Raw genomic sequence first — 14,695 nt, forward strand, 5'->3', positions numbered from 1 at the left:
ATTTCTTCTTTCGTCTGCTATCCGCGATGTGCCGGTGTGATCGTTACTGCTTTGCCGTCTCGAGCGCCGCCTCGCGATTGGTTTCGCGCGCCTTCGCCAGTTCCGCCAGTGCGCGGCGGTATTCGACCGGCATGACTTTCTTGAACTTCGGAAGATAGGTCGCGAAGTTCTTCAGAATTTCCTGAGCGCGGCGCGAATTGGTGTAGTGCGCGTGGCGCGAGATGAGCGTGTGCAGCCGCTCAGCGTCCTGCTCGCGCATGTCGACCATGACGTTGCGCACGGCGATCGCGACATCACCGCCCTGCTGGGCGAGTTTCTGCAGCGAACCCGGATCGGCGGTGATGGCTTCGAGCTGGACCATGTCCTTGTTCAGGTGGCTCTCGAAATCCCCGGTTTCGTCGAGCACGTAGGCGATGCCGCCCGACATGCCCGCCGCGAAGTTCCGCCCGGTCTGGCCTAGAACGACGACGACGCCACCGGTCATGTATTCGCAGCCGTGATCGCCCGTGCCTTCGACGACGGCGTAGGCGCCCGAGTTGCGGACGGCAAAGCGTTCGCCCGCGATGCCGCGGAAATAGCACTCGCCGGTGATGGCGCCATAAAGCACCGTGTTGCCGACGATGATGCTTTCTTCCGGAACAATGCTCGACTTCGGATCGGGCCGGACGATGATCTTGCCGCCCGACAAGCCCTTGCCGACGTAGTCGTTGCCTTCGCCGATGAGATCGAGCGTAACGCCGTGTGCGACCCAGGCGCCGAAGGCCTGGCCGGCGGTTCCCTTGAAGGACATCCAGATCGTATCTTCCGGCAAGCCAGCGTGACCAAAGCGCTTCGCCACTTCGCCCGACAGCATCGCGCCGGCGGAGCGGTTGACGTTGATGATGTCGACCTCGGCCTTGACCGGACGCTTCAGCTCGAGCGCGGGCTTGGCGAGCTCGATCAACTTGACGTCGAGGACCTTGTCGAGGCCGTGATCCTGGCGCTCGCTGTTATAGATCGCGACGCCCTTCGGCGCGTGCGGCTTGTGGAACAGCTTGGTGAAGTCGAGGCCGCGGGCCTTCCAGTGCTCGATGGCGCGATCCTTGTCGAGCTGATCGCTCTGGCCGATCATCTCGTTGAAGGTGCGGAAGCCGAGCTGGGCCATGATCTCGCGGACTTCCTCGGCGACGAAGAAGAAGTAGTTGATGACGTGCTCGGGCTTGCCCGAGAACTTCGCGCGCAGCACGGGGTCTTGCGTCGCGACGCCGACCGGGCAGGTGTTCAGATGGCACTTGCGCATCATGATGCAGCCGGCCGCGATCAGCGGGGCGGTCGCGAAGCCGAACTCGTCGGCACCAAGCAGCGCGCCGATGACGACGTCGCGGCCGGTGCGGACGCCGCCGTCGACCTGTACGGCGATACGGCCGCGGAGAAGGTTGGCAACCAGCGTCTGATGCGTTTCGGCGAGGCCGATTTCCCACGGTGAGCCAGCGTGCTTGATCGAGGTGAGCGGGGATGCACCGGTGCCGCCTTCGAAGCCCGAGATCGTGACGTGATCGGCGCGTGCCTTGGCGACGCCGGCGGCAACCGTGCCTACGCCGACTTCGGACACGAGCTTCACCGAGACGTCAGCCTTCGGGTTGACGTTCTTCAGGTCGTAGATGAGCTGCGCCAAGTCTTCGATCGAATAGATGTCGTGATGCGGCGGGGGCGAGACGAGCGTCACGCCCGGTGTCGAGTGACGGACCTTGGCGATGGTGGCGTCGACCTTGTGGCCAGGAAGCTGACCGCCTTCGCCGGGCTTCGCGCCCTGGGCCATTTTGATCTGCATCATGTCGGAATTGACGAGGTATTCCGTCGTCACGCCGAAGCGGCCGGAGGCGACCTGCTTGATGGCGGAGCGCATCGAGTCGCCGTTCGCCATCGGCTTGAAGCGATCGGATTCTTCGCCGCCTTCGCCGGTGTTGGAACGGCCGCCGATGCGGTTCATCGCAATCGCAAGCGTGGTGTGGGCTTCGCGGCTGATCGAACCATAGCTCATCGCGCCGGTCGCGAAGCGCTTGACGATGCTGGCGGCTGGCTCGACTTCCTCGAGCGGCACGGGCTTCCTGCCGAAGCTTTCGGCCGAGCGGATGCGGAACATCCCGCGCAGCGTCATCAACTGTTCGGACTGATCATTGATGGCCTTCGAGAAGTCGCGGAATTTCTGCGGAATACGGCCGCTCATCGCATCCTTGTTGTCGGTCGAGCGGACGGCGTGCTGCAGGTCGGCCACCGTTCCCGGCCGCCACATATGGGCTTCACCGCGGACGCGGTAGGCATACTCGCCGCCGACATCTAGAGCGTTGGCCAACACCGGAACGTCGCCGAAAGCCATCTTGTGACGCTCGACGGTTTCGCGCGCAATTTCGCGCAGGCCGACGCCTTCGACCTGGGTATGCGTGCCGGTGAAGTAGCGTTCGACGAAGCTCGAGCGCAGGCCGACGGCATCGAAGATCTGGGCGCCGCAATAGGACTGATAGGTCGAGATGCCCATCTTCGCCATAACCTTCAGCATCGCCTTGCCGATGGCCTTGATGAAACGCTTCTTGACCATTTCCGGGGTCGTGCCTTCGGGCAGCTCCGGGATCATGGTGTAGAGCGTTTCGAAAGCGAGATACGGGTTGATCGCTTCTGCGCCGTAGCCCGCGAGCGTGCAGAACTGGTTGATCTCGTGGGCTTCACCGGTCTCGACGACGAGGCCGACGGAGGTGCGCAGGCCCTGCTTAATCAGATGGTGGTGCACGGCCGACGTCGCCAGCAGCGAGGGTATAGCGATGCGGTCCGGTCCGGCGCGGCGGTCGGACAGGATGATGATGTTGAATTCCTTGGCGCGAACATACTCTTCGGCTTCAGCGCAAATGCCGTCGAGGGCGGGGCCCATGCCGCCTTCGCCCTTGTCTGCCGGATAGGTGATGTCGATCGTGATCGACTCGAAATCGTTGTCCTTGACGGCGCCGATGCCGCGGACCCGTTCGAGATCTTCGTTGGTCAGGATGGGCTGATCGACTTCGAGCCGCTTCTGCTTGGAGGTGCCCTGCAGATCGAGGATGTTCGGGCGCGGGCCGATGAACGAGACGAGGCTCATCACAAGCTCTTCGCGGATCGAGTTGATCGGCGGGTTCGTCACCTGCGCGAAGTTCTGCTTGAAGTAGGTGTGCAGGAGCTTCGACTTCGACGACAGCGCCGAGATCGGCGTGTCGGTGCCCATCGAGCCAGTCGCTTCCTCGCCCTTTTCCGCCATCGGCGTCAGCAGGAACTTGATGCTTTCCTGCGTGTAGCCGAACGACTGCTGCAGATCGAGCACCGCGACGTTCGACTTGGCAGCGGCGGCGGACTTTGCCGGCAGCGGAAGGTCCGAAACCTTGATCTGCGTCCGCTTCAGCCACGTTTCATAAGGATGGCTGGCGGCGATCTCGGCTTTCAACTCTTCGTCCGAGATGATGCAGCCTTTTTCGAGGTCGATCAGCAGCATTTTGCCCGGCTGAAGGCGCCACTTCTTGACGATGTTTTCTTCTTCGATCGGCAGCACGCCCGACTCGGACGACATGATGACGGTGTCGTCCTTGGTGACGAGATAGCGTGCCGGACGCAGACCGTTGCGGTCGAGCGTTGCGCCGATCTGGCGGCCGTCGGTGAAGGCCATGGCGGCGGGGCCGTCCCACGGCTCCATCAAGCAGGCATGATATTCGTAGAAGGCGCGGCGCTTGGTATCCATCGTCGGATTGCCGGCCCATGCTTCCGGGATCAGCATCATCGCGGCGTGCGAGAGGCTGTAGCCGCCCATGACGAGGAATTCGAGGGCGTTGTCGAAGCACGCTGTGTCGGACTGGCCTTCATAAGAGATCGGCCAGAGCTTGGAGATGCGGTCGCCGAACAACGGCGACGAAACCGAAGCCTGACGCGCGGCCATCCAGTTGACGTTGCCGCGCAGTGTGTTGATCTCGCCGTTGTGCGCGACCATGCGATAGGGATGCGCCAGCTTCCACGATGGGAAGGTGTTGGTCGAGAAGCGTTGATGGACGAGGGCGAGCGCGGAGACGAGGCGCGGATCCGACAGGTCCTTGTAGTAAGCCTTGACCTGGAACGACAGGAACATGCCCTTGTAGACGACGGTGCGCGTCGACAGCGACACGGTGTAGTGACCGATGTCGCGGCCCTTGTAGGCATCGTGGACGGCGTTCGAGACGACCTTGCGAACGATATAAAGGTGACGCTCGAATTCTTCCTGGTCGGCCATGCCGGCCGGACGCCGAACGAAGATCTGACGGTGCACGGGTTCGACGTCGCGAACCATGTCCGACAGGCAGCCGTTTTCGACCGGAACCGTGCGCCAGCCAAGAAGTTCGAGGTTTTCTTCCTTGAGGCAACGGGCCCAGACGCGTTCACAATGAGCGCGCAGACGCTCGTCACGCGGCATGAAGAGGTGGCCGACCGCATATTCGCCGGGGGCTGGGAGTTCGAAGCCCAGTGCCTTGGTTTCGGCGGCCAGAAAATCATGCGGGATCTGGATCAGGATGCCCGCACCGTCGCCCGACAGGGGATCGGCACCGACGGCTCCGCGGTGCTCGAGATTTTCGAGGATCTTCAGGGCGCCTTCGACGATGCTGTGCGACTTGCGACCCTTGAGGTTCGCGATAAAGCCGACGCCGCAGGCATCGCGCTCAAGTGCCGGGTCAAAAAGGCCTGCTGCCGCCGGACGGCTTCCCGTGCCGATTTCGTCCTCTAGCGGAGACAGATAACCTTCGCTCATTTCTCGCCTCGCGTGGCCAGTGGCCCAATTTCAGAACTTCGTTATTCGGAAGGGTGCCCGGTTGCGGGCAACTTTGCTCTTCGACCTTTGCGCAAGCTCGCCGGTCGAACAAAATTATACGGTCAGCCGACGTTTTCGGGCGCGGCGCACGGCAATAGGGTCGGTCATGGAATGGAGCCCGCCGCCGATATTATGGCCTTGCAAACCGCAAATCCTGTCTTCAAGCACCTGAATGTCTCCCACGCCGCCACTCGGAAGCCGTAAAGCGACGCTACGGCCGATCACACGTTCGCACTGTTCTTGCGGGCGCCGGGATGGCGCACAAAGGACAGCAATGTTGACCTATCTAACAAATTCTACAGATTTGACACTGCGGCACAAGCGATAACACGCAACCGGGGTGCGGATCGTTTCGGGCACGCTTTGGGTCGGCCTGAGCAACAATATTTCCCCTCGCGCAGCGCTTCCAGGTCTCAAACGAAAAAACGGCAGCCCTGCTGAAGCAGAGCTGCCGTTCGAGGTTGCCTTGGAGACGTGAGTTTAAGCGGCAGCTTTTGCTTCGAGCTGCTGAACCGGCTCTGCCGTTCCGATCGCAATCGTGCGGGGCTTCTTGCTCTCCGGGATGTTGCGAACGAGGTCGACGTGCAGGAGGCCGTTCTCGAACTTGGCGCCCGTCACATCGACGTGGTCGGCAAGCTGGAAGCGACGCTCGAACGCGCGAGCGGCGATGCCGCGATGAAGGTAGGTCTTGCCTTCGGCTTCAGCTGTTTTCTCGCCGGCGATCGAAAGGGTCTGCTCTTTGACCTCGATCTTCAGCTCATCCTGGGAGAACCCGGCCACAGCCAAAGTAATCCGGTACGCGTTCTCGCCGGTACGTTCGATGTTATAAGGCGGGTAAGTGGATTCGCTATCAAAGCCGACGGAACGATCGAGCGCCTGAAAGAGGCGATCAAAGCCGATAGCGGAACGATAGAAGGGGGCAAATTCTGCGTGTCGCATGACATATCCTCCATGAGAAGCGACATGTAAAACCGGCCGGCTGGCTCGGTCTTTCCTGATGCGGCCCCGCTTTGCGGCAGCCGCATTGGAGAAGTAGGGAGCAGGCGGTACGCTTCAAGGGGTGGAGCGGCCCAAATTATCCTGTGCGAGCGCGTTAATTCGTTCGGCGTCGTTGAATGTCCTTGCCTTTTTCACAAGGCATAAAGAGCGGCAGATGAAACTCGTTTCTCTCTCGATCAATCCCGTTCCGAGCGGCGCCACGGTGGCGGCCTTCGACGGTTACGACGGTCTGAAGCTTCGCCTAGCGCTATGGGACGCGACGCGGGGACCTGCGCGCGGCACCGTCGTCATCGTGCAAGGACGTGGGGAATTCATCGAAAAATATTTCGAGGTGATCGCCGACCTTCGGCGGCGGGGATTTGCCGTTGCAACTTTCGACCTTCGCGGCCAAGGCGGGTCGCAGCGAATCCTATCGAACCGGCGCAAGGGCCACGTGGTCGCCTTCACCGAATACGACCGTGACCTGGCGATCTTCATAGATGAGATCGTGCGGCCGACGCTGCCAGACCCGATTATCGGGCTCGGGCATTCTCTTGGTGGCCACATTCTTCTGCGCGGTGCGCAGGATGAGACGAGCCCATTCTCGCGGATGATCCTGCTTTCGCCGATGATCGAGATCCACGACAGCATGCTCGGGGCGAGCAGGCCGCTGGTGACCGCCTACGCATCGACCGCGTCCATGGTCGGCTTAGCGACAGCCTACGTCAGGGGCGTCGGCGACCAGCCGAACGATCTGACCGTATTCGAGAACAATCGGCTGACGGCGGACCATGTGCGGTGGTCGCGGATCAAGTCGATCATCGAAGCTGCGCCTGATCTGGCGCTTGGCGGGCCGACGATCGGGTGGCTCAGAGCAGCGCTGCGGAGCTGCGCGATGTTATCGCGGCCCGACTATCCGAAATACGTGTGTGTGCCGATGATGCTGTTCGGAGCCGGCGCCGATCGGGTGGTCTCGACACAGGCGATCGAGGACTTCGCCGTCGATCTGAAGTCGGGCGGCCACATTCTAATGCCGGGATCGCGACACGAGATCCTGCAGGAAACGGACGCGATCCGGCAGCGATTCTGGGCGGCTTTCGACGCCTATATGGGCATCGAAGCGGGGCCGTTGGAAGGTGTCTAGATTTTATTGATCAGGGCGAGGACGTCATCGTGCAGGCGCGGGTCGCCGGTTGCGATGATATCTCCTCCTGAGGACGCATTGCCGCCGGTCCAGGTGGTCACGACGCCGCCGGCGCGCTCGATGATCGGGATGATGGCGACGATGTCGTAGGCATTCAGGCCGGCTTCGATAATGACATCGACAAAACCCGATGCCAGGAGGCAATAGCCGTAGCAGTCGCCGCCGTAACGCGTCAGGCGAGCCTTCGCCTTGAGGTTGGCGAGAGCTGCAAATTGTTCCGGGCTTTCGAAGAGATCGGGATGCGTGGACGTCAGCACGGCGTCTTCGATGCGGCTGCATTGGCGCGTCTTGATCCGGCTCGGGCGACCGCCTCTCAGGCTATGATAGGATGCCTTGTCGCCCGACCAAAAGCGCTCGCCGGTGAAGGGTTGGTCCACCAGTCCGAAAATCGGTTCCTCGTCCTTGAGGACGCCGATCAGCGTCCCCCACAGCGGCGAGCCGATGATGAATGAACGCGTGCCGTCGATCGGATCGATGACCCAACGGTAGGGGCTCGTGCCCGGGCGCGTTCCGAATTCCTCGCCGACGATGCCGTGGTCGGGGAAACGGGTCGTCAGAGCCTGGACGATGGCTTTTTCGGCCCCGCGGTCGGCTTTCGTTACCGGATCGAATGCGCCTCCGGCCGCCTTGTTTTCCACAGGCATTGGTTTACGGAAATGCTTGAGGATCACTGAGCCGGAGATGTCAGCCAGTTCCTGTGCCACGCGGACAATGGCCTGGAAATCCGCAGCGGGGACGCTTCCCGACACGTGCTCACCCTGAAATTTCAATTATTTACCTCATGGCCCCGACGATGCCGGAACGTACTTCCACTTGAGGCGAAGTTGAAGCAGATACATATTAGTAACGTAAGTTGTGGCGAGGTGGATACAGCTTCCTTTTAATGTGCTACTGCAATACGCGTAGAGATTGCGATGCACGCCGAAGCAGATCATCGTTGTCTCGCGGGTGCGTTGACACGCTTCAGCGCATTTGCTGCCCAATTTGGGCGTTTCCTCCCTAGACTTGGGCCGTTCGGCTTTCGGACGGCCTTTCTTTGTTGAGGAACTTGTTGCGAGCTAGGCTCCCGCAGCAGTTGAGCTTATGCCTCCATTGAGAACCCCAGATATCAGTTGCGCGTTCTTGGACATGCAGCTCTGCGTAAATCGCATTTGCTGGTGATGCGCTGCACCTTTAATTTTTGCAGTGCGATATGTGAGCTCCGCTCGCGCTTCGCAGCCCTCCTTGGGCGTTTCCTCCCTAGACTTGGGCCGTTCGCGAAATTCGGACGGCCCTTTTTCTATGGTGAATCGCTTAGCTGCTGGCGCTGCGATTCACTCCGCCGCTGCGCGATAATCGAGAATCGCCGGGACCTCGCGGAACAGCGATGAGGAGATATCGATCAGAGCTTCAGACAGGCGGTCGTAGCCGGAATTTTTCTCGAAGGTCAGCTCGTTTATGTATAGGCCGCGATTGATCTCGAGCTGAATTGCGTGGGTGCCACGCGCGGGACGGCCGTGGTGCTCGGTAATGTATCCGCCGGCGTAGGGCCGATTGAGGTTCACCTTGAAGCCGCGGCGTTGGAACTCATCGCGCACCAGCAATGTCAATCGCGGATCGGCTGAGGCGCCGAAGCGATCGCCGACCACGATGTCGGGGCGCTGGGCGCCGCCGGGTGCCATGGCGGTCGACGGCATCGAATGGCAGTCGATCAAGACAGCGTAACCGAACATTTCTCTCGTTTGTGCGACAAGGCGCGACAGCTCGGCGTGAAATGGAAAGTAGAGTTGCTCGATGCGAGCGAGGACGCTCGCGAGGTTCAGACGCGTCGGGTAAATTTCCTCGCCGTCGGCGACGATGCGCGCGACGGTGCCAAGTCCGCCGGCGACGCGGATGGATTGTGTGTTGGCATGAGCGGGGAGCGGTTCGACGACGAGTTCCGGGTCGAGTTCATAGGGCTCGCGGTTGAGGTCGAGATAGGCGCGGGGGAACCGGGCGCTGATCAATGGCGCGCCAAGGTCGGCGACCGGGCGAAACAGCTTATCGACGAAACAATCTTCGGATCGGCGCAGCGTTTTCGGGTCGAGGCGCGAAATCGCCAGAAATTCCGGCGGATAGAGCCGGCCCGAGTGAGGCGAAGAGAAAACGAACGGTACGGCCTGGGCGCGCGGAGCCAGAACGTCATAGGACGGGAAGAACGCGCTTGGGACTTCTTGGGATCTATGGTCAGGCATGGTTCGGAGATGTCTCGTTCAGATCCCGGCCGCAAAACTATCGTTTCAAAGTGGGCTACATTGCCAAGGGGGTCGGTCGAAGTCCACGCAAGACTTTGATTGCCCTAGGATTGGGCAAGCACATGCGAGGCAAATCGTATTTCGAAGTAAACGCAAATGGGCCACCATAATATGCGGCCCTTTCCACAGTTTCATGCTCCGTTTACCTAAGTTGGGCCAAGTTTGCATACGACGAGATATGGGGTATTCCTCGTCCGGGGCCTTCGCACATTCAGAGTAGCCATGACAGCCGAGCCATCCAGCCTGCCGATCCGTCGAATCCTGCTCGCCGAGGATGACGATTCAATGCGCGGCTTTCTCGTCAAGGCGCTTGAGAAAGCAAACTACGACGTCGTCGCCTTTGAAAACGGCGAGGATGCCTATCATCGTCTCAAGACCGAGCCGTTCACGCTGCTGCTGACCGATATCGTCATGCCCAAGATGGACGGCATCGAGCTTGCGCGGCGCGCGAGCGAAATCGACCCCGACCTCAAAATCATGTTCATCACCGGCTTTGCGGCTGTCGTTCTCAATAGCGAGAACCAGCCGCCCAAAGATGCGCACGTTCTTTCGAAGCCCTTCCATCTCAAGGACTTGGTGAAGGAAGTGGACCGGTTGCTGGCGGCTTGATGCTGTCGGCCGGCGATAATCGTCGGATTGCGTCGTTGCGGGGCTTGACCTCGGTATCTCTAACCCTCTAGAAGCTCGCTTCTTCCGGGCACTTAGCTCAGCGGTAGAGCACTACCTTGACATGGTAGGGGTCAGAGGTTCGATCCCTCTAGTGCCCACCATCGAAGCCTGACGGTTTTGGTGGTTTTTCCGGAACGATCGTGTCGCCAACCGAGCAGAGGATCGTGACGACGACTCGCTCAGGCGGGGCGGAACGCTTCAAGCGCGCACTCGGCGATTCCGAGTTCCGGGTCTCGGAAACGGCTCGTTTCCTCAACCAAGTCGAACATGCTGTCGCCGCTGTCGCCAAGTTCGCACGGCCTTATTCCGACGAATCCCGCGGAGCGCAGCGCGGCCGTCATTGAATTTACATCCCACATCCAGCGATGATGCGAATTGCCGACGACGCGTCTCAACCGGCTTGAGAGGGAGCGTTCAGATTGCTCGGCACCGATCAAACAAGTGCGCAAAAATTGATCGGCTGCGGTCGCATCGTCTTCGGCAGCAAGGTAGCGTGCCGCGCGCGCTCTGAGGTTCGGCACGATCAGGCGAAATCGTCCGCCGCGTCGGAGAACACGCAAGGAGTTTCGGAGCGCGGCGATGCAGTCCTGCCGCGAAAGATGTTCGAGGATGTGGCTGGCATAGACTCCGGCCGCGGATTCATCAGCGACCGGCAATCCCTGGACAATGTCGCCATAGCGAACTGTCGTTGGAAACGGTGATCGAACCAAACGGCCGACGAGGGGCAATCGCGCGGCCCGCAAAGTTGGGGAGCTGTCGAAATTCAGCCAGGCTTCGGGTCCGGAGGCACCCGCGCCATATTGGATGTAGATTTTTTGGCGCAACGGCAAATAGACCCTTAGATATTGCATATCAATCTAAGGTTGCATAACATGCAAAATCAAGCGTCGAAAGCGCCCGCTTCGGAAATCCCCAACGGAATCGGGCAGGGACAGGCGAATTTGCCTCGCCGAAGGCCTTGTGTTCTTAGGTTACCGCGGGTAGAAGCCTCGCTCTATCCCAATCGTTCTTCCGACGTGACGGTGGCAACGCCCCGGACGCTCGGGTTTTAACCGGTGTCGTTATGAAAGTTAGAAACTCCTTGAAGTCCCTGCGCTCGCGGCACCGCGATAACCGCGTCGTGCGCCGCAAGGGCCGCGTCTACGTCATCAACAAGACTCATCGCCGCTTCAAAGCCCGCCAGGGCTGAGGCCCAAGCGTCGATTGCGCGACGTTACGGCGAATTCACCAAGAGTTGTTTTGACCAAATGGATCGCCTCGATTAGCTTTCGGGGCATGATCGCTTTTACCCGGATTTTGCCCGTTCTGGCGGCGCTCTCGTGCGGCGTGTCGAGCGCATTTGCGGACGACGAGCTTTTGAAGACGATGCCGTTCCCGGAAAATCCGGGGCCGGTGGAACGCCGCGAACCGCTGCCGCCTCCCGTCGCCAAGAAAGCGCCTCCGGTCGCGCCGTCACCTGGCGCTGCTGCGAAGACGCAAGGACTGCCCGGAATGATGGGCCTGCCTTGGCCGAAGTCGTCGGAGGAAGTCTCGAAAACACTCGACAATCTCTACGCCTACCTCGCGACCGAGGGCGATCATCGTCAGGCTGGCGAGATCGGCGCGGCGATCGAGCGGCTTTGGCGCATGCAGGGCGGCGACACGGTCAATCTTCTGATCGACCGGGGCGAGCTTTTCTCGTCGCGGAACGAGAACGACAAGGCGCTGCCCTTTCTCGACGCCGCCGTCGAACTTGAGCCGCAGTATGCGGAAGCGTGGAGCCATCGCGCCTACGTCGAATATCGCATGAACAATTACACGGCCGCGCTTGGCGATTTAAGACGCGCGCTTGCAATCGAGCCGAACAATTTTCGGGCTCTCGACGGCATGGCCAAAATTCTCGTGCTGATGGGTGAGAAGAAAGCAGCGCTGGAGGTCTACAACCAGCTTCTCAAGGTCCACCCCAACATCGAAGGCGGCGAGACGGCTCGCGACGCACTGAAGAAGGAAATCGAGGGGCAGGGAATCTGATCCTTCTCCGTCGCCTCTAATGCAGAAGCCAATCGAAGGCACGCTGTAACTCTTCTGTTCCGTTTCTTTCGTACCATCTTCCATGAGCGAGGATGATGCGCTCCGGCTGCCAAGCGGTCATCGTTTCGACGACGGCGCGAAATTCCGCTTTCCGTTTCGAGAATGTCATTCGCAAGTCGCGCGGCGTCCCGCCGTGCGGATCGAGGCAACCGCCAATCCGGGCAAGCCATCTCGTCAGAAGCGGGATTTTGGCGGGTTCGAAGTTTTCGATGAGGTCGGCGAGCACCAGCGTTCGGCTCGGGCGATGGAAGAAATCCATCTCCGTCATATAGCTGCCGGTGACCGCGATCGTCGCGATGTCGCTATCCCAGGGATAACCGTCGTTCTGCTCCAGACGCAGAAACGGGAAGTCGATGCGGTCGCCAGCTTGTTCCTCGACGCGCGGGGCGAGATAGACGTCTGCCCCGGAGAAAGTGGCCTTCCATTCCGGCGTCCACCAATAGTGCAGACGATTGGGCGCGACGATCCAGCGGACGCGTCCAATCTGCGCAATTGCGGTGCTCAGCTTCGGCGTAAGCGGTGTCGGTGAATGGACGAAGAGATCGCCGCCGCCGATCCGGATGATCGTCATCCGGGTTGGAAACGGCATTTTAAGGAGCGGGAGGCCGAAGCGGATGACGGGGCCGTCAACCAGCCAAACGTCATCTGCCACGGGCTTCAGTGTATTGAGCGGCGGATAGGTGTGGTTGTGATCGCGGTCCATTGCGAGGTAACGCGCAGGGCCGCGATGCGTTCGGCTTAAACTTCTTCCGCGATCGGAGAGCCGGTTTCGTCGACGAAGGCGATGCGGATCATGTTGGTCGCGCCCGGGCTGCCAAGCGGAATACCAGCGGTGATGAGGATGCCTTCGCGGGCCTTCACCAAGCCTTCTTCGAACGCGATGCGGCAGGCCTTGCGCACCATGTGCGAGAGATTCTCGGGGTCGCCTGTCAGGATTGTGTGCACGCCCCAGACGAGCGCGAGGCGTCGAGCGGTCGCTTCAACCGGGGTCAGGCCCATGACCGGAATGCCGGGGCGCTCGCGGGTGACGCGCAGCACAGTGGAGCCTGTCGCAGTGTAGCAGACAATGGCGCCGAGCTTCACGGTGTCGGCGATGGCGGATGCCGCCGCGGCGATGGCGTCGGCGCCGGTCGGCAACGGTTCGGTCTGGGTGGCGTAGAGCATCGGCTCGTAGACTGGGTCGTGCTCGACCTGAATGGCGATCTTGTCCATCATCTGGATGGCTTCGACGGGGTATTGGCCGACAGCGCTTTCGGCGGACAGCATGATCGCGTCAGCGCCATCGAACACGGCTGTCGCGACGTCGGAAACTTCGGCGCGCGTCGGCATCGGCGACGAAATCATGCTCTCCAGCATCTGGGTGGCGATGATGACGGGCTTGCCGGCAGCGCGGGACAGACGCGTAATCCGCTTCTGAAGGCCGGGCACCTTTTCAACCGGCATTTCAACGCCGAGGTCGCCGCGCGCCACCATGATGGCGTCGGACGCCGCGATCACCTCTTCGAGGGCGGCGACGGCGGACGGCTTTTCGATCTTCGAGAGAATAGCGGCGCGGTTGCCGATCAGGCGGCGGACTTCGTGGACGTCCTCGGCGCGCTGGACGAACGACAGCGCCACCCAATCGACGCCGAGTTTCAAGGCATGCGCCAGATCGGCCTTGTCCTTATCGGTCAACGGGCTGATCGGCAGCAGGGTGTCGGGCATCGAGATGCCCTTGCGGCTTGCGAGGGTGCCGCCAGTCGTCACCTCGGCCTTGATCTCGCCTGGCGAAGTCTCGATGACACGCATGCGCAACTTGCCGTCATCCAGCACAAGATTGTGTCCGGGCTGGATGGCATCGAAAATCTGCGGGTGGGGCAGGTGAACCCTATCTGCAGTGCCCGTTGTTTCGCGGCGATCAAACTTGAAGATCGCCCCGGTCGGCACATCGACGCGGCCGCCATCGAAATTGCCGATGCGGAACTTCGGACCCTGCAAGTCGGCGAGAATGCCGATCGGGTGGCGATGACGCGCGGCGCAGGCGCGAACGGTATTGTAAAGCGCTTTCGAGCCTTCATGCGTGGAATGGCTCATGTTGATACGAAACACGTCCACACCGGCCATGAACAACCGCTCGACCATTTCCGGGGCGGCAGACGCGGGTCCGAGCGTCGCTACGATCTTGACCCGCCGATTACGTCTCATTTGTCTGCTTTTCCTTGGCCCGGGTCGGTGAGGCGGATGGTCCACTCCTTCGCCTCGCCGGTATCAACTTCGAAAAACCCGGTGCGCTTATATCCGCGTTTCAGGCAATCCTGAACCCCCCGGATCGCGAAGGATTTTTCTGTCGTGCACATGTCGTTCTTGCCGCCCCATTCACCGCCGCGGTCGTAGTCGACGGCGTGAACGTAGACGAAGCGGCTCGGCAGCGCGCCCTTCAAAAGCGTCTCACAGGTTTGCGACGCGATGTTCCACCAGCCCTCGGTCGCCCAACCGGATGTATCCTGATAGCCGATCGCGACGCCTACTCGGCTCGACGTGGCGTTGCAGAGCTTCAGATCGGCATGAGCGGCCGAGGCGCAAAGACACAGGCTCAACGAGAAGACGGCGCGTTGGGCGAGGGCACGCAGGCAGGTTGGCAAGTCGGAGGCTCCATTCCCGTTGTGGAGGGTTCTGGTCGGGCCCGGCGTT

General features: G+C 60.9%; 12 protein-coding genes and 1 tRNA gene. 5 read left to right on the forward strand and 8 right to left on the reverse strand.

The window, feature by feature from the left end:
- Positions 1 to 43: 43 nt before the first annotated feature.
- The gene (gene gltB / locus QM780_RS00560) at positions 44 to 4,771 is read right to left on the reverse strand and encodes a glutamate synthase large subunit (RefSeq protein ID WP_415068540.1); all 4,728 of its coding nucleotides are present in this window, start codon (positions 4,769 to 4,771) and stop codon (positions 44 to 46) included.
- 540 nt (positions 4,772 to 5,311) lie between these two features.
- Positions 5,312 to 5,770, reverse strand: a complete 459-nt coding sequence (locus QM780_RS00565) for an Hsp20 family protein (RefSeq protein ID WP_415068541.1) — start codon at positions 5,768 to 5,770, stop codon at positions 5,312 to 5,314.
- A 214-nt stretch (positions 5,771 to 5,984) separates the two neighbouring features.
- On the opposite strand from QM780_RS00565, the gene QM780_RS00570 reads away from it, so the two are divergent.
- Positions 5,985 to 6,953, forward strand: a complete 969-nt coding sequence (locus QM780_RS00570; RefSeq protein WP_415068542.1) for an alpha/beta fold hydrolase — start codon at positions 5,985 to 5,987, stop codon at positions 6,951 to 6,953.
- On the opposite strand, the gene hisN is transcribed toward QM780_RS00570, so the two are convergent.
- Positions 6,950 to 7,762 (reverse strand): histidinol-phosphatase, encoded by an 813-nt coding sequence (gene hisN, locus QM780_RS00575; RefSeq protein ID WP_415071952.1) that lies wholly within the window; start codon positions 7,760 to 7,762, stop codon positions 6,950 to 6,952. The genes QM780_RS00570 and hisN overlap by 4 nt on opposite strands.
- Positions 7,763 to 8,326: 564 nt before the next feature.
- The gene (locus QM780_RS00580) at positions 8,327 to 9,226 is read right to left on the reverse strand and encodes an N-formylglutamate amidohydrolase (RefSeq protein ID WP_415068543.1); all 900 of its coding nucleotides are present in this window, start codon (positions 9,224 to 9,226) and stop codon (positions 8,327 to 8,329) included.
- Between the two features lie 282 nt (positions 9,227 to 9,508).
- Between QM780_RS00580 and cpdR the strand changes: the two genes are divergently transcribed.
- Together cpdR and QM780_RS00590 are read left to right on the forward strand one after the other, a co-directional pair.
- Complete coding sequence (gene cpdR / locus QM780_RS00585; protein WP_415068544.1) at positions 9,509 to 9,895, forward strand: cell cycle two-component system response regulator CpdR; 387 nt, start codon at positions 9,509 to 9,511, stop codon at positions 9,893 to 9,895.
- Positions 9,896 to 9,981: 86 nt separating this feature from the next.
- Positions 9,982 to 10,056: transfer RNA gene (locus QM780_RS00590), tRNA-Val, on the forward strand.
- Positions 10,057 to 10,134: 78 nt separating this feature from the next.
- Here the strand turns inward: QM780_RS00590 and QM780_RS00595 are convergent.
- On the reverse strand, positions 10,135 to 10,779 hold the full coding sequence (locus QM780_RS00595) for a class I SAM-dependent methyltransferase (RefSeq protein WP_415068545.1): 645 nt from the start codon (positions 10,777 to 10,779) through the stop codon (positions 10,135 to 10,137).
- Between the two features lie 239 nt (positions 10,780 to 11,018).
- Between QM780_RS00595 and ykgO the strand changes: the two genes are divergently transcribed.
- Complete coding sequence (gene ykgO / locus QM780_RS00600; protein ID WP_013216601.1) at positions 11,019 to 11,144, forward strand: type B 50S ribosomal protein L36; 126 nt, start codon at positions 11,019 to 11,021, stop codon at positions 11,142 to 11,144.
- Positions 11,145 to 11,230: 86 nt separating this feature from the next.
- Positions 11,231 to 11,965: a tetratricopeptide repeat protein gene (locus tag QM780_RS00605; protein WP_415068546.1), complete on the forward strand. Its 735-nt coding sequence runs from the start codon at positions 11,231 to 11,233 to the stop codon at positions 11,963 to 11,965.
- A 16-nt stretch (positions 11,966 to 11,981) separates the two neighbouring features.
- On the opposite strand, the gene QM780_RS00610 is transcribed toward QM780_RS00605, so the two are convergent.
- From QM780_RS00610 to QM780_RS00620, 3 genes are read right to left on the reverse strand one after another with little or no spacing between them, the layout of a single operon-like run.
- Positions 11,982 to 12,728, reverse strand: coding sequence for a DUF4336 domain-containing protein (locus tag QM780_RS00610; protein ID WP_415068547.1), 747 nt, complete (start codon positions 12,726 to 12,728; stop codon positions 11,982 to 11,984).
- Between the two features lie 35 nt (positions 12,729 to 12,763).
- A complete protein-coding gene (gene pyk / locus QM780_RS00615; RefSeq protein WP_415068548.1) occupies positions 12,764 to 14,209 on the reverse strand; it encodes a pyruvate kinase in 1,446 nt (481 codons plus the stop codon).
- Positions 14,206 to 14,646 carry a DUF1036 domain-containing protein gene (locus tag QM780_RS00620; RefSeq protein WP_415068549.1) on the reverse strand — a complete coding sequence of 147 codons (441 nt, stop codon included), beginning with the start codon at positions 14,644 to 14,646 and terminating at the stop codon, positions 14,206 to 14,208. The genes pyk and QM780_RS00620 overlap by 4 nt, the downstream gene beginning before the upstream one ends.
- Between the last annotated feature and the right edge of the window lie 49 nt (positions 14,647 to 14,695).

It is taken from the genome of Hyphomicrobium sp. (genome assembly GCF_047600905.1).
GTDB lineage: Bacteria > Pseudomonadota > Alphaproteobacteria > Rhizobiales > Hyphomicrobiaceae > Hyphomicrobium_B.